Consider the following 15,491-nt stretch of genomic DNA (forward strand, 5'->3'; position numbering starts at 1 on the left):
ACAATAATATTACCGTTCAAAAATTAAATTAACCAGAACAGAAAAAAAAAATTTGAATCAAATTTAAATTCACAAAATTGCTATCCTGAAATTTTAAATTTTTTCTATTTTCTGAATACTTGAATAATTTTTTGTCAATACTTGAATTGTATATATTCCAGGCTGCATCTTTTGCATTGGAATTTGAATTTCTTTGCTATTTGAATTTCTAATTTCCAACACTATTTTACCATCGGTTGACAGGATTCTATAAAGTGTAATAAGCTCTTCACTTTTTAGAATTAATAGATCCTTTACTGGATTTGGAAATATTAAAATATTATTATTTGAAATTAGATCATCTGATGCCGTCAATGTCAAATCAACATTTACAGTTCTCGAATACGTTCCACAAGGATTTATAACGCTTAATTTTACTTTGTAAATTTTTGCAGAATCAAATGTGTGTACCGGACTAAATTCAGTAGAATTTGTACCATCACCAAAATCCCATAAATAGCGATCTCCATTTACAGAAGTATTTTTAAATGCTACCATGCGACCACTGACAATATTAAATGAATATCCTGCAGATGCAGCCACGGATAATGGCAATTCTTTAATTATAATGGCGTCATTATTTGTTTCTGATTTCACCTTTAATACGACGCGTTTCTTACCAGAAATTGTGTACCTGCAAGTGAAAGGTCCTTTACCAAAAAATGTTCTTGGATTGCCACCGGCATCGAGATCCCATATATACTGTGTTCCGTTAATATCAGAACTATCATTAAAGGTGATTTGCTTTGCATAACAACCAGGATTCGGTGAAATATTAAAATCTGCATTTGCCGTTAATGGCAATTTTTCACGGATCTCTACATTGTCTAAAAACGTTCGATTGTTTAATCCACGAACAATTTCAAACTCAACAACAACTTTCGTTCCTTTAAATGCAGACAAATTATAAGCCAGCCAATACCAAGATGAATCTGTTGGTAACCAATTTTGATTTCTAGTTGTGTCCACTGTTTTCAATTCAAAGGAAGCACCGGAAAGGAAGGTAGTTTCTTTAAAATCATTTCCACAAACTTGCTTCACACGAATTCGGATGCTGTCTAGAAAGGAACTTCCTGCAAAATTATGATGTGCAAAATCAAAATATAAATAAGGTTCGACTGCATTTGTTAAATCTGCAGTTTTTGAAATCAATTGTATGGATTGGGTTCTAAAGTTCGTATTTTGATTTGTAAAGTATGCAACGTTTCCATTGAAACCATTTTTACCTTTTACATTTGCAATACTCCATTTAGAATTATCTAATTCATTTCTTTGAATCCAATTTGATGGAATTGAAGAATTTCCAAAATTTTCTATCATTGGATACGTTCCCAATTTTTCTGGCAACTCCAGAATTTGAATCGGAATAAAAACAGTATCATTATATGGATTTTGATCTTGATTAAAATCCAACCAAGCTGTTAATACTTTAACACCAAAATTTTCAACGACAATTCCATTTGAAAATTCTACGGAGGTGGTATCAAAAGGTTCAACACTTTCTGTAAATTGCTGAGAAACAATTCCAGATTTACTCTGTGCTTTAATTGTAAATCCGCTCAATATTTTATTGGTGCGATTAATGATATAAAATATAGGTTTCACAAAAAGATCATTACAACTGAAATAATCCGTTTTGCTTTTAGAAGATAATGCAATACCGAGATCTCTGGTGAATGCACATCCGACAAGAGTATCGGGTGTACTAATTGCATATTCTCTCCTGCTCAAGGCAGTTTTTTCATAAGCTGCAATAGAAAACCATTTTTTAATTCTCGGATCTTCATTTGGCAAACGAATAGCGGTTTGATTTGTGCTTCCAATGGCTGCCATATATTTGGCACCTAATTGATAAATTAAAAAACTATCTTTTGTAGAACCATTCCAACTTAATTCAATTTCATTTGGACAATATTTACTGATACGGAAAGCTTGTACACCATTCGTGATTGTAAAATATCCGCTGCGTTCTGTAAGATTTCCTTGCACTAACTCGATCAGGCAAGAATCTGAATTCAGATTATTCGGAATATAGATTGTTTTTAATCTAGATTCCGGTGCTTGCGTTGCCAATGTATTCCAAGTTTTTCCTGCATCTGTCGAAAAATTAATTTGAACACTATCGGCGCCATAGCTGGTATAGTGTACCTGACTTAATTCTGTAATATTAAATTTTTCTCCTCCAATAGGATAACTAAGACGTAGAATTTTATCTTCAATTTCATATAAGAGGTAAAAAGAAACTGAATTTGAAGGAAGAAATTTACCTTTTATTTTAACTTTATAGGCCCCCGCAATTGGATACGAAATGGAGACTTGCTCGACATTATTTAAGGTATCGATGCCTTTTGAAGCGCCGGCAGCTAAACTCGTTTGATCGGGTGTTGGATCTAATGCCCAGGTTTTTAAAATACTGCCCGTAGGATCTATTACTTCAAGATCTAAATCATTAATTAATGCTTTTTTTGATAATAATGAAGCTTCCGGTTCTGCCCAATAGATCATAATTTTAGCTAATGGACTTCCCACTGGAATATTGATGGTATATTCTTGTTCTTGACCATGATTTATAGTTTGTTTTTGATAGCGTTGGTCATTTATTAGTTTGTAGGCTCTATAGGCATCTATCACACCAAAGCCAAACTGGTAATCAGGGCCTGGACTACCGATATCTGTAGCGGTATTCATAATAGTTGCTTTAATCAAGGCGGATTCTGGATTCTGATCATTGTGTTTATTTTTATATGCTTCATAAAGCAATGCGCAAACACCCGCTACCCCAGGCGCAGCGGCCGAGGTTCCGCCAAAAACCAAGGTTCCATTTCCAGGAGCTGTGGAAAGTTCATTGGTACCCCTTGCTGCTATTTCAGGTTTCATCCGACCATCTTTTGCAGGTCCCCGACTAGAACTTATTTCCAATTTTCCTTCTAAATCAAGATTTGCTACCGTAAGTACATTTTTTCCAATCTTATGTCCGCCAGTTACATTTCCCCATTGATTACCTGCTCCGTAGCCACAATCTGCTCCATTTGAATTCCCTGCTGAAAAAACATGTAATAGGGTCGGGTTTTCATAAATTTGCTTATCAACAACCTGCGCTTCAATGGTATAACCTACGTTACAGCCATTACTATAAGATGAATTTGTGACGACTACCCCATCATTTTGATGATATGATAATGTTTTGTCCAAAAAATCTGGTTGGTAATTGATAACATATAGATCTGCACCGGGCGCCATACCTTCGACAATCGGATCATAATTTCCAGCTCCGGTAAGAATGCCAGCAACACCATCCCCATGATCGCCAATTTCATTTAGAATATCTTGTTGAATTCTCCCTTGAAAATCAATATGAGGTCCTACAGAACCATCATCGCGCACCATGACTTTAACACCTTTACCGCTTAGGTTGATTCCTTCTTTAATATTTGATTTAACCAGATTTACACGGTGTAGACTTTGTCCTTCCCGATCCTCTGGTATGCCGGGAGCAGATTCACAATCCATGAATTGAACCCAAGGCATCGTGGCAAGCCTTTGAATTTCTGCATTAGTTAAGCTGAGATAAACGATTTGATTTGTTGGGTAGAATCTTTCACTTGTTAACGAAGCGCCCTTTAAAGCCTCCAGGATGAAAATCTGATCAATGTTTTTAAAGTATTTAAGAACTATTTTATTTTTTCCATGCTCCTGGAAGCAGGTTTGTCCGAAAAGAAGATTTTCTGCAAGTTTTATGTTACTGTTTATTTCATACACCATTGAAAAAACCGGATTGTCGGATTCAATTGTAGTAGCATCTTTACGAATTGAAACCAAATAGTAAAAATTTGGAATGTATTCCAAAATTTCAATTCCTTGTTTTGCCAAATTTAATTTTTCACTTTCAGAAAGTAAATGATCTGATTTCACAAGTCTGTAGTACTGATTATTGATAAGTTCTGATAGGACGAATTGCTTTATGGAAATTGGCATTTGCGCTTCCAGATGGCTGCCATTGTGTGCCTGGAATGTTGTTTGCCGTTGTGCTGAAATACAAAACACACTAAAACTTAATAAAATGGTCCAAACTGTTTTCATTTTCTAATTTAAATTGAAATAAGGCAATAAATATTTAATAGAAATATAAAGATAGTAGTTCTAAACGAGCTGATCTTAAATTTAACAATTGTAAAATAATATTGCGTGGATATAGCATGTTCCATTATAAATTAAACAATACTAAAAGTGTTTAAAGCTCCTGGAAACAATTACTTTATGTTTTCAAAGTTTGAATTGGTTCACTCCATTCAAACGTATATTCGCAGCAAGGCTAGGAACATTAAAAAAGTTTTAATCAAAGGGTTAGCTGGATTAATTTGGAAACAGAAATGGGCTGTAACAGGTCATTTTAGCAGATTCATTGACAACCGAAAATGCTAATATTTTAGTAGACTAATACTTATTTATCAATTTTCAGGTCCATTCTATTCACATCCGGTTCGTAGGTTTCTTTCACAATACTTAACAAACGAAGACATGGAAATTCCAGCAATGAAATGAGTTGCTGGTGCGGAACGATCATGCGATAGAAATGATCTCTGTTAAAAACCAAGGTACCAAATTGCTTTAATTCATTTAGGTCTATGGTAGAAATAGCCTGAATTAGGACCATACTTTCTCCTGGAGATTCTGCAAGTTTTGATAAATCAGAAAGCAACATGCCGGAAGCCAATTTTTCTTGTGGCATAAACTTAATGAGGGATTGGATAGCCGATTTTTCAAGATTTTTTCCAGGCCATTTTTTTAGTTCCCAACTACCTAAATATTGATTTTCAAAAATAAATTCTTGAATATGGAGTCCCTTCAATAATAAATCTGATTTCTCGGCTTCAGAAAGAAGTCGTTTAGCTTCTATTCGGCCGTATGCATATTTAGAACAATCTGAAGCCTTCAAATCTGTCCAGGCAATTTTTGAACTGGAACAAGAAAAAAACAAAATCAAGCATAAAGATGCAACAACATTATAGATCATTTATTAAAACGTTTTAAGTACAAATTGAATTGCGAATAAAAAACTGAATTGCGAAATCCAAAAATCAACCAAATACAAAATATCAATATAATACTAAGTCCCAGGGTCAATGCTGAAATAATTCTTGATAACATTGCCATGCTGGAATCATTCAATTGATAAATGCCAATTTGTGAATTTGAAATTGAAAATAATGTCAATAAATAACTTTTAAAATAAATAAATACTAAAAAGCATAAAATACTAAATCCTAAATTAATAAACTTCTTATTAAATGGAATGGGAGTAGCTACAAATATAGAGATTAAAAATACCAAGGGTACTGTAAAGAGTTGAAAAATATAGAACTGAGAAGAATAACTAGAAATCTTATATTCAGATAAATTTTGCTTTGCGGCATAGTCTGCTTCCGCTTTAATTACTTCAGGATTTCCATAGACAAGATAAAAGACATTAGGATCTGATTTTTGCTTTGCATTTAAAAAATCTTGTGTTTCAATATATGCATCTGGAAAAGACAGTTTTACGATAGATTCAAGCGATTGTCTAAAAATCGAATTAAATGGCTTTTCGAGAAAAGACACATTAAGCAAAAGCATAATCACTGCATAGGTTGCGATAATAATTCCAATAAACTTAAAGATATCTTTCATTTTATTGAACTACATATTTTTTAATTTGTGATAACCAAATGAGCCAAAGCAGAATTGCAATTAAGGTAAAAATAATCACCCCTCCATGTAAATGCAGGAATTCAAAACCTACTTTCCAATGCACACCGGCAATATATAATCCGGCAATCCGAAATAAGTTTAGAATTGACAAGGTGAGCACACCAGAAATCAAACCTTTTGTTTTTTGCTTTAGACTTACAAATGGAAATGCCAGGATAGCAAAAACGTATAATGCGGTTGCTTCAATGCCATCACAACCATTCTTAATACTTACTCTAAAATCAATCCCTGCAATAATATCTTCATTAGATTCTGTATCGTATCCAAGAATGTTTAAGATCCCATTTGAAAGCTTTGCCTGAATTCTTAGAATTGAATTCATGAGATAGTTTTCATAAATTGGAGAGTAATAGAATATATAAAAAACTAGCATCAAGGCTATAAACGCACTTAAGAATCTAAAAATCGGCGATTTTGAATTCCACCAAATTGCAATTGCTGCCATTTTATTAATTTAAATTACGTTTTTTTAATCTTAGCTTTTTTAATAAAATTGTTTTATTTATAAATTGCTGAAATCCATTTTCAAAAAATTTCATTGAATGCAAATTAAACGATCGCTTATACAATTTATTTGCAGCCAAACAATACTCTTTAAACAGTCTAAGATTCTGCACTGTTTAGGGAATAGCCATTTCTTTTTACCAATCAATTTCTTTGATTAAACAATAATAGCACATGGATAAAGTATGCTAAAATTGGCACCGTCACAATCATACAAACTATATCTGCAGGTGTGTATTCACCCCAGATAAGGTAGATGAGTATCCAACCGACTATTGCAAGTCCACAAGCAATGAGGAAAGCTTTGTCGAATGTTGGCCTATTAAATGGAAACTGCATCATTTGTTTTTGGATTAAAGCCTGCAAAATTACAAAGTAAACGGTTTATTGCGGTGAAAGGCATAAAAAAAGGGTCTCCGAATTGGAGACCCTTTAAAATATCTTCGAAAAGAAATATTATTGTTTTACAGAAGCTCTTTGTGTAAAGTTATAAAGAGCAACAGATGCAAATGTCAAAATGATTAAACCGAATAAGAATAATCCCCACTGAGTCATTGTAGGTACTGGAGTACCACCAATTGTCAATAATTTTTTACATTCTGCACCAGAACAAGCGATTAAGCCTGGAGCTGTTGTGTTTGTAACGGTAAGATCATATGCACTAGATGCACCGTTGAAACCCCAATAAACGATATCAAAATCAGTACACGCTGGTACATTTTTGTCATAGTTATCAAGGAACCAAGCGAAAAATCCACCTGTGTCATTAAAATTTCTTCCAGCAGAACCTGCACAAGTCATGTTTGCTGTATAAGGAGCGTCAACCGAAAAGCAAAGTTGTTGAGCATTTGTTGTTACAACTGTAGTTTTAATAGTAACACAAGCTGGCTCTAAAGCTGTATTTTTAAAACGCAATGCTTCTGCACGTCCTGCAAATGTACTTGTACAATTATTTGGTGAAGGACAAGTACCTCTAAGACCATTTCCGTTTGCACCTACTATATTTGTATTTGTAGCAAATGTTTGGAAACCGGTTGCACAAGGATATGCCGCAGGCTTAGCCTGATTAAAAGCTGAACGCATTGGAAATTGAATTCCACCTCCACCGCCGCCTCCTATTGAGAAAGCAGAAACTGTTACCAACAAAGTGGCTATGATACTAAATGTTAATTTTTTCATGATTATTGACTAATTTAAAATTTAAGAATAAATTATCTTGAGTAAATAATTCTAAGTGCATTATTCAAGCTCTTAGGGCTCAAGTTTCCAATATGAACACTGTTCTCTCTTTGGATTTTCATGTACACTTTTTTACCAGATACGTCAAAAGCAAATTGACCGTATGATCCAAAAGTTGAAACATATTTTTGAAAAAACTGAGATGCCTGAGCATAAGAAACAACATTCAATCCGGAGATGTCAATAACATACTCGTCTTGCCAAGGTTGAGTTTCATCTACCTGGATAAGTCCATCACGCGTTACAGAAGCTGTAATGGATTGTGCATTGATTGAGCTGGTTACAAAAACCAGACACAAAAACGCGAGCAATTTATACAAATTATTCATGGTATTGGTTTAAAAAATTATGTAATAAAATAAGAATTAAGTGAGTAACCAATACAATCCGGAAGGACAATAAAGCAACCATTGTGCTGAGATACATCATTCACAGTTGGATTGGTATTAATAAAAACTACCTAATGCTTTACCAAATCTTACCCTGCTAGCACTATGATATATGGTTTAAGCTTTGGTTGAGCTTGGGCATACAATGCCCTTAGGCAATGGCAAAAGTAGAAAGAATCTTATGATTTCTATCAAATCAAAATGGTATTTTTTATATTAATAGAAATTATAATGTATAAGATGCACACCTGTTGAGCCTAATTATTAGAAATATTAAATCGAAACAAATTTTACCTATAGAATTACACCACGATTTTAAAATAGAATGCATTTATATAAACTATTCACTTTCAAACACTTCTTAAATGTTCGCTACCTTATTATTGCATTTTATCAGTTCCCTTCTTTCTGTCTGACTTCTAAATTTTTTGAAATTGGCGTTTATAAAAAATTATTGCCGATACAAAATCTTCCAGGTAGGAATTGCACAGGCAGCTCCAAGTGTTGTTGCTATTAAATATACCCATAAGTATTCTGAATGTCCACTCACAATAGCCGGTGCTAAGGATCTGGCTGGATTCATACTGGCACCACAAATGGGTCCGGCAAACATAGCTTCTAATAATACCATAGCGCCTATTGCTAATCCTGCAAACATCCCCTGTTCTTTGCTGCCTGTTGAAACATTCACAATTACAAGCATTAAAAAATAGCTTAAAATAAATTCTAAAATAAAAGATTGCATTGCAGTCCCCAAAGGAATGGTAGCACCGAGCATTGCATTATTCGTTGGAAATAAATACTGCAATATAAAACTGGCCAAAAATGCACCTAGTATCTGACTCAAAATATATGGAACAAGTTCTTTTCGATCAAATTTTTTTGCAAGTGCAAATGCAATCGTAACAGCAGGATTCAAATGTGCACCAGATATATTTCCGAAGGTATAAATCATTACCATCACAATCAAACCAAAACTAAACGCAATACCAACTTGTGAAATAGCTCCCTGGGTCTGTTGATTAATAATAATGGCCCCGGTTCCACAAAATACCAATGCGAACGTGCCCAGGATTTCTGCTAAATATTTATTCATTCTATTTCTTGTTAATAAAGATTATAAATCTCAAATATTAAATGCAATATTACGATTTAGATTTTACGAAGAGTTCATAAATTCAAACTTTGTTTAGTCAAATTTTACTCCTGCTGTTGAAACGCACCAATTTCTAACCAATCAAATTTTGTATTTAAAAAAATAAACTTTTAAAATATTAATTCAGACATCGCAATACCATTTGAAATTGTAATTTGTCCACCACTTTTAGCAATTCAATAAATAATTTATTGCTTTTGGAATCAATTCACTATTATTGAGAAAAAATAATACCCATGAAAGTCCGCAAATTCTCCTATCTAATTTGTTTGTTTGTTTTCTGTTTGCCCTTTGCTTGCAAGGATAAACAAGCATCATTAGAAATCCCTAAGACACCGCTACAAATTGATACCGTAGTATTGACGAATTCACTTCCACCTTCCTTGCAACTAAAAAAATTTTCGCTTCAATACAATGATTTGATCAAAAATGATGGGCTAATGAAAATGAAAACCCTAAATGCTACAGAAATTTCAAATTGGAAAATACTAGAAATTGATGCATTTTATGATACTCAATATAACTATCATTTTATAGATAGTATTGGAACCTCCGATAGCTTTTTCCTGGCGTTAATCGCAAGAGCGTATGAAAATGAAAATATAATTTGGTTATGTACCTATGATAAACAAGGAAAGATGATCCATGCTGAAGAAGTCTTTTATGACAATGCTGAAGGAAATTACTTATTAGAAAGTGAATTGAAAAATAATATTCTGACTTTACAATCAGACGATATAAACGAGGGTAAAAAATCAGAAATTTACCAGTTTAATTCCAAACTTATTCCTGAAAAGACAGAATCTAATTAAGCTAAAAAATTAACATGGATCAGTATTTTGGAGTTCTGGAAATACGAAGTATTTCAAATATAAAAAGTACCGAACAATCCACAAAATCACACTTTGATTTTAAAGAAATGGATAGTTCAAACGTCCAATTTGTACATTACCCAGATTGCCAGCAATTATTGATTTGGTTACCAAATCCAGGAATGCAATATGGATCCTTTAGAATCCTTCAAAAAGAAAATCAGTCGAGTATTGATCAATTTCAAGTACCCGATAAATTAAGTGGAAGTATCCAAATAATTATTGATAGCTCTTTTATCCCACCAGGTAATTTTAATATCATTATTGATCACAATACGGGAAATCAACATACCATAGATTTTGAAAAATACGCAACCCATGAAGTTCCGAAATCTGAAAATGATAACATTGAAATTAAGCCTGACAATAATCTCATAAAGGAATCTATAAATGATCGAAAACGCTACCAAGATGGCTTTGGAAATCCTATAATGGATGACATTGACTTTCGAAATAATGCAATTGATAAATTAGTTCGAAAATTTCAACGAAAACTAGAATATAAAAGTACCGGTAGAGCGGGCACAGTGACCTATGTAGATGGAGATATAAGGATATCTTTTGAATATGATATGGGTGCTTCACCTTGTATGGTTTATATAATGATTCCGTCAGAAGCTACCTGGGAAGCAGAAACCAAACAAGCTTTAGAAAACCGCGCTGAAATTTTAGAATTTGTAGCGATTACTGCTCAACGAGATCAGGCAAGTAATTGTTACTTTGAAATTCATGATCAGGAAATTGCATATTATTATAAAGACTAAAAATCCGAAAAATAAGTACTATCAAATTCCACCCATTTTCATATTTATAAATCTGAGTTTTTTTAATAGCAATATAAGGCTTCCTGAATTGAGAACAAAACAAGCTTTAATTATCCGTTCGGAATTGGAAAATTAATATATATATAAAGTTGACAAAACTTTGCTCAGGAATAGGTATAAGAATCATAAACCTATCATCTTGTTTACTATAGATATCCCTAAATTTTTGTAAATTAAACTAAGTCGTGAACATGGTCACCGAAAACTGACAAAAGTCAAAGACTATGCTTTTAAAAGTGTCATTAAATGGAGCGGAGGAAGAGGGATTCGAACCCCCGGACCTGTTACAGTCAACGGTTTTCAAGACCGCCGCGTTAAACCGCTCTGCCATTCCTCCAATCCTGCTACTATCAGTTAAATTTTAAAAGCGCTGCAAAGATAAAATTCTTGTCCGAATTGCTGCAATAATACCTAAAGAACTATTAAGAAGGTTCAAAATCCAGCAAATAAGGATTTATAAAAAGCCTTAAAACCATCATTTGTAATGCTAAATATATGTCAACATTATATAAATGGATGCTAAAATGATCGGTTCATCTATAAAAAGCAATAACTTTAAGGTTTTAACAAAATTAGTATTAAATGAAAAATTCTTTTTTAATTCCAGGATTTGTAATTCTTTTATGTGCTTTATCTTCTTGTAAATCAAAAATAGAAACAAATGTTTCAACGCAAACCAAGCCTGTTGAAGTCACTTTGTCGGCTTTTGAACCTTCATTGGAATTTGCAGATGCAACCATTAGCAGTATGGATTACCAAAAAGGGATGTTTAAATTTTCTGTACAAGGGAATTACCAATTAGGTCAACAGACACCGGATGCTCCACAAAAGATGTGTGCAAATTCAGATAAAGGCCAACATATTCACTTAATCATTGATAATAAGCCATATGAAGCAAAGTATGAAGCTGAATTTCACTATAAAATTGAGGATGGAAGCCACTTTATACTTGCCTTTTTATCTCGTTCATATCATGAAAGTATTAAAAATCCAAAAGCCGCTGTGCTTGTTAAGGCTGAAATAATGGACAGTACTTTTAAAAAATTGCAACCCGTAACTGATCCTATGTTGTTTTATTCCCGACCTAAAGGAGCTTATGTGGGCAATGATACCAAAAAAATTATGTTGGACTTTTATCTTTCAAATTGTCAGTTAGGGGCTCAATACAAAGTTAAGGCTGAAGTGAATGGAAAAGAATTTTTAATAGATACCTGGCAAGCTTATTATTTGGAAGGACTGCCAATGGGTGAAAACAAAATTAAATTGAGTCTTATAGATAGTACCGGAGCCCTCGTAAATACCCCATTAAACCCAGTAGAACGCAGTTTTACATTGCAAGCAGAGCCTGGAAAATAGATTTCAAATCTCACAGGCTAAATTTTAAAGGATCCGTAATACTTAGCACTCGTATTCTTGCATAAAGAAGTAGAAAAGGATTCAGAACTATGGTTTTTATTAATGGAAAAGCCAAATCCGATAGGTGTAACAAGCTTATTAACAGACTAGATGGTTTAAAATCAGAGGCCATAATGCTGTCAAATAAGCTAAATAAAGCCTTCATGAGCATGCGTCTAAAGCAATTTTATAGAAATTATCATGGAAGTATCTCAATTTCTATAAAAAATCTATCTTTGCCTTCCCTTTTAAATCAATATGGTGGTTGTAGCTCAGTTGGTTAGAGCATCAGATTGTGGTTCTGAGGGTCGTGGGTTCGAAACCCATCATCCACCCTTTAAAGCCTCACAAATTGTGGGGCTTTTTTGTTTTAATATCTTGACCGAAAAATTTGATTACAATAATTGGGTTAATATTATTGATAAGGTGAATTGTTTCAGATAATTATTTAGGAAAACATAGTTAAATGTTCAGCCAGTAATCAGACCTAATTCCTAAAATACCATTTATAATTAAATTTATTGGAATGGTCTTCCGACTTGATCGAAATCAAATATAATCCCGGTAAATCAACAGAAAATTCAAAGATCACTTGTTTTTTAATTTTTTGAAATTTCTGAATTACTTTACCCTCTATACTTAAAAGTTCAATATTGAAATCATCTGCAAGCGGTGATTGTATCATAAATGCTCTTCCATTATTATAATTCACCAATTTGATGTCATTTTTTTCATCTTGAGTACTTGATGGGATTAATACCACAGGCACTTCAACACGTTCGCTTACACAAATTGCATCTGCATCCCGTATAATCCAATCATAAAAATAGTAGTAATAACTATCCCCTTTATCAGAACTCAGAATCCGGACTTTATCTTCAATAAAGAAAGGATAAATAAAACCAATATCACTTCGGTATAATTTTGGACTTTTCACGCCAAGGCTTAAAATATTCTTATCAACATCTGTAGTCAGTGTATATAATGCATTGCTAGGTTCCAAATGAAAACCCAAATACACTTGATTTTTGCCTTTTATAAGATCTACAGACTTTTGACCAATTAACTTGCCAAAATTGTCGAATACTTGAATAATGCGTTCACCAGGATCATCGGTAAATAGGGTTACAGAATCAAATTCAATTGGCTTATAGACATTAAAAAGCATTTGATTATTAATAAAATTTGCATGATAAGGAACAGCAGTATATTGTGGATTTGTTAGACCTCCTCGTGAAATTGGATAAGAGTGTGTTTCAAATTGTTCTACCCAAAATGATCTTGAGTTTCGGATTGTATCTGTTTTATAAATAGGACCAACATATGCTGGAACGATTGCTGTTGGTTCATTATACCAATAAAGATTAGTATCCTTAGATTGTAAAATGGCCTCTCTTTTAAAATATAAAGTATCCGGCTTAATGATGGGTGTATTCGGAATTTTATAAATACCCACATTCAAAGTATCCGAAGATTCTAATTCACAATAACCTTGTCGGATTGCAAAATAATTTCCTGGCTTTGATATTTGAATTTTCGAAGTAAATTCTCCAGAAGACCATTGTAATTTGTCAGCCGGATTTGCTGTTAATTCAAGGTATTCTCCCTCACAGAGAATTTTTGAATATTGGATATTTAGCTTAGGCTTTTGCTTTGGGTTCAATACGAAAGAATACGGATTGGAAATAACCGGACAAGTATTCTGATCGTAAGCTTTGTAATAATAAATGCCTTCTTTTTTTACCGCCAAAATGGAATCCTTTAAACCTGAATTCCAATAAATATTATGGAGATTTGTATTTGCAATTAAGAAGGTGTCAATGGAATTGCAAAATGGAATTTCTATAGTTGGTGATGTAAGATTAAAATTAACCAAACAATTATTTTCAGATACCAAATAATGTGCATTAGAATTCAAATTATAAAATCGATTTATGCTGCCAGATGGCCAAAACACGATAATGCTATCTATGTTTGTAGCTTGGTTTAAGCCAAATTGAAGATTCAAACTGTTTTGTATTCCAAAAGATTCTCCAGCATGTAATTCTCGGACTTGAAGTGTATTATTAGCATACAATTTTATTTTTGTTCCAATGCCATTGGTGTTTGAACGGGTACCCTGAAAACTAAATTTTACATAGTGTTGGAGTCCCCCAGGATTCAGCCAGATTTTATCTTTTTGATTATTGGGGGTATTTAATAAATCTGAATAGGTAACATACAGATCCAACCAACCATCCCTATTATAATCACCGGAAGCACAGCTAGTAAAAGGCTTATCGCCAATTGTAAGCGGTGATTTTACAAATTTCATATTCCCTTCATTCACCCAAAGTTCTACCGCTGTACCAACCAACAAAATATCTATATCTCCATCATTATCAAAATCCATGGCCATTGCTTGTATTGAAATTGCATTTGAATTCAAACCTGATGCGTTTGTTATATCTTCGAATGTATGATCTGATTTTTGTTTAAATAATCTGGAAGGCGTATAATGGTTAAGCACAAAAACATCCAATGCTCCATCATTATCAAAATCTTCAAAAACGGATATCCAACTTTGATCTCCGATATTTAATCCCAGATCTTTTGCCTTTTCAATCCATTGTGTTGAATCTTTTAAATAAAATAAATTTACCCTACGCAAATCTGTTGGATCCGTAACTCCAGGTCTGCATTTTGAAATATATAAGTCGGGATCGCCATCCCAATCAAAATCTGACCATATACAGCCATAATTTCCTCCTGTCTTTGACAAATCCGGAAGGTTTAAATTTAGTATTGATGTATCTCTGTAAAGTTTACCTAGCTGATTATTCCGATAAATTCTAGTGGCACTATTATCATCACAGAGTGTAAAATCTAACCAACCATCCTGATCAATATCAAAAATGCAAGCGGCTTGTGAAAGAAAAAAACCCGCATCGAATAGTTCTGCCACAAAACCATTTTGAAATTGGTAAAGTATATTTCCGCGTGTGTTTTCGCCACTTATAAGGATGTCATTAAATCCATTCCTGTCGATGTCTGCCACATTTACAGACCAGGCCGGCGAAAGCTCATGATATGGTAAGGCCTCCCATAAAAAATATCCAAATCCATTATTAAGTCCAAGCCAAAGTTTTTTCCCTTGATCGAGGATTAACAAATCATCTATTGCATCTCCATTAACATCGGCACATGAAACTGGAATTCCACTAAAAAAATCTCGACCTACGGCTAATTCATTCCAGTGATCTTGACAGTTCAAAGAATTAAATTCTGTGGCTAAAACCAGGAACAATAGCAATAATATTCTTTTATATAAATTATCTTTGACCAT

At 33.3% G+C, this 15,491-nt stretch carries 12 protein-coding genes and 2 tRNA genes; 4 read left to right on the plus strand and 10 right to left on the minus strand.

All coding sequences use genetic code 11. The annotated features are described in order from the left end of the window. Window positions 1-93: 93 nt before the first annotated feature. The 8 genes from IPO86_13320 to IPO86_13355 form a co-directional block, all read right to left on the minus strand. Window positions 94-4,119 (minus strand): S8 family serine peptidase, encoded by a 4,026-nt coding sequence (locus tag IPO86_13320; protein MBK9729086.1) that lies wholly within the window; start codon window positions 4,117-4,119, stop codon window positions 94-96. Window positions 4,120-4,480: 361 nt separating this feature from the next. Next, a complete protein-coding gene (locus IPO86_13325; protein MBK9729087.1) occupies window positions 4,481-5,053 on the minus strand; it encodes a hypothetical protein in 573 nt (190 codons plus the stop codon). Further along, entirely contained in the window at window positions 5,050-5,706 is a 657-nt protein-coding gene (locus tag IPO86_13330) for a hypothetical protein (protein ID MBK9729088.1), read from the minus strand. Before IPO86_13330 ends, IPO86_13325 begins: the two co-directional genes overlap by 4 nt. 1 nt (window position 5,707) lies before the next feature. Next, window positions 5,708-6,232, minus strand: a complete 525-nt coding sequence (locus IPO86_13335) for an archaeosortase/exosortase family protein (GenBank protein MBK9729089.1) — start codon at window positions 6,230-6,232, stop codon at window positions 5,708-5,710. A gap of 203 nt (window positions 6,233-6,435) precedes the next feature. Next, the gene (locus IPO86_13340; protein MBK9729090.1) at window positions 6,436-6,633 is read right to left on the minus strand and encodes a hypothetical protein; all 198 of its coding nucleotides are present in this window, start codon (window positions 6,631-6,633) and stop codon (window positions 6,436-6,438) included. A 114-nt stretch (window positions 6,634-6,747) separates the two neighbouring features. Next, window positions 6,748-7,470, minus strand: coding sequence for a hypothetical protein (locus IPO86_13345; protein MBK9729091.1), 723 nt, complete (start codon window positions 7,468-7,470; stop codon window positions 6,748-6,750). A 32-nt stretch (window positions 7,471-7,502) separates the two neighbouring features. Further along, window positions 7,503-7,859: a hypothetical protein gene (locus IPO86_13350; GenBank protein MBK9729092.1), complete on the minus strand. Its 357-nt coding sequence runs from the start codon at window positions 7,857-7,859 to the stop codon at window positions 7,503-7,505. A 511-nt stretch (window positions 7,860-8,370) separates the two neighbouring features. After that, window positions 8,371-9,015, minus strand: a complete 645-nt coding sequence (locus tag IPO86_13355) for an aquaporin (GenBank protein MBK9729093.1) — start codon at window positions 9,013-9,015, stop codon at window positions 8,371-8,373. Window positions 9,016-9,311: 296 nt separating this feature from the next. Here IPO86_13355 and IPO86_13360 point away from each other — a divergent pair, with 296 nt between their 5' ends. Together IPO86_13360 and IPO86_13365 are read left to right on the plus strand one after the other, a co-directional pair. Beyond that, window positions 9,312-9,887, plus strand: a complete 576-nt coding sequence (locus tag IPO86_13360; GenBank protein MBK9729094.1) for a hypothetical protein — start codon at window positions 9,312-9,314, stop codon at window positions 9,885-9,887. Window positions 9,888-9,901: 14 nt separating this feature from the next. After that, complete coding sequence (locus IPO86_13365; GenBank protein ID MBK9729095.1) at window positions 9,902-10,711, plus strand: hypothetical protein; 810 nt, start codon at window positions 9,902-9,904, stop codon at window positions 10,709-10,711. Window positions 10,712-11,023: 312 nt separating this feature from the next. On the opposite strand, the gene IPO86_13370 is transcribed toward IPO86_13365, so the two are convergent. Then, a tRNA-Ser gene (locus tag IPO86_13370) sits at window positions 11,024-11,108 on the minus strand. Window positions 11,109-11,353: 245 nt separating this feature from the next. On the opposite strand from IPO86_13370, the gene IPO86_13375 reads away from it, so the two are divergent. Next, a complete protein-coding gene (locus tag IPO86_13375; GenBank protein MBK9729096.1) occupies window positions 11,354-12,127 on the plus strand; it encodes a phosphopeptide-binding protein in 774 nt (257 codons plus the stop codon). Between the two features lie 300 nt (window positions 12,128-12,427). Continuing rightward, window positions 12,428-12,501: transfer RNA gene (locus tag IPO86_13380), tRNA-His, on the plus strand. A gap of 152 nt (window positions 12,502-12,653) precedes the next feature. Here IPO86_13380 and IPO86_13385 read toward each other — a convergent pair. Then, window positions 12,654-15,419, minus strand: coding sequence for a CRTAC1 family protein (locus IPO86_13385; protein ID MBK9729097.1), 2,766 nt, complete (start codon window positions 15,417-15,419; stop codon window positions 12,654-12,656). Between the last annotated feature and the right edge of the window lie 72 nt (window positions 15,420-15,491).

This window comes from Saprospiraceae bacterium (assembly GCA_016717265.1).
Lineage (GTDB): Bacteria > Bacteroidota > Bacteroidia > Chitinophagales > Saprospiraceae > Vicinibacter.

What these genes read in the sequence shown, in the direction of transcription:
- IPO86_13320 (MBK9729086.1), bottom strand. Translation starts at nt 4,119, where the DNA reads ATGAAAACAGTTTGGACCATTTTATTAAGTTTTAGTGTGTTTTGTATT.
- IPO86_13325 (MBK9729087.1), bottom strand. Translation starts at nt 5,053, where the DNA reads ATGATCTATAATGTTGTTGCATCTTTATGCTTGATTTTGTTTTTTTCT.
- IPO86_13330 (MBK9729088.1), bottom strand. Translation starts at nt 5,706, where the DNA reads ATGAAAGATATCTTTAAGTTTATTGGAATTATTATCGCAACCTATGCA.
- IPO86_13335 (MBK9729089.1), bottom strand. Translation starts at nt 6,232, where the DNA reads ATGGCAGCAATTGCAATTTGGTGGAATTCAAAATCGCCGATTTTTAGA.
- IPO86_13340 (MBK9729090.1), bottom strand. Translation starts at nt 6,633, where the DNA reads ATGATGCAGTTTCCATTTAATAGGCCAACATTCGACAAAGCTTTCCTC.
- IPO86_13345 (MBK9729091.1), bottom strand. Translation starts at nt 7,470, where the DNA reads ATGAAAAAATTAACATTTAGTATCATAGCCACTTTGTTGGTAACAGTT.
- IPO86_13350 (MBK9729092.1), bottom strand. Translation starts at nt 7,859, where the DNA reads ATGAATAATTTGTATAAATTGCTCGCGTTTTTGTGTCTGGTTTTTGTA.
- IPO86_13355 (MBK9729093.1), bottom strand. Translation starts at nt 9,015, where the DNA reads ATGAATAAATATTTAGCAGAAATCCTGGGCACGTTCGCATTGGTATTT.
- IPO86_13360 (MBK9729094.1), top strand. Translation starts at nt 9,312, where the DNA reads ATGAAAGTCCGCAAATTCTCCTATCTAATTTGTTTGTTTGTTTTCTGT.
- IPO86_13365 (MBK9729095.1), top strand. Translation starts at nt 9,902, where the DNA reads ATGGATCAGTATTTTGGAGTTCTGGAAATACGAAGTATTTCAAATATA.
- IPO86_13375 (MBK9729096.1), top strand. Translation starts at nt 11,354, where the DNA reads ATGAAAAATTCTTTTTTAATTCCAGGATTTGTAATTCTTTTATGTGCT.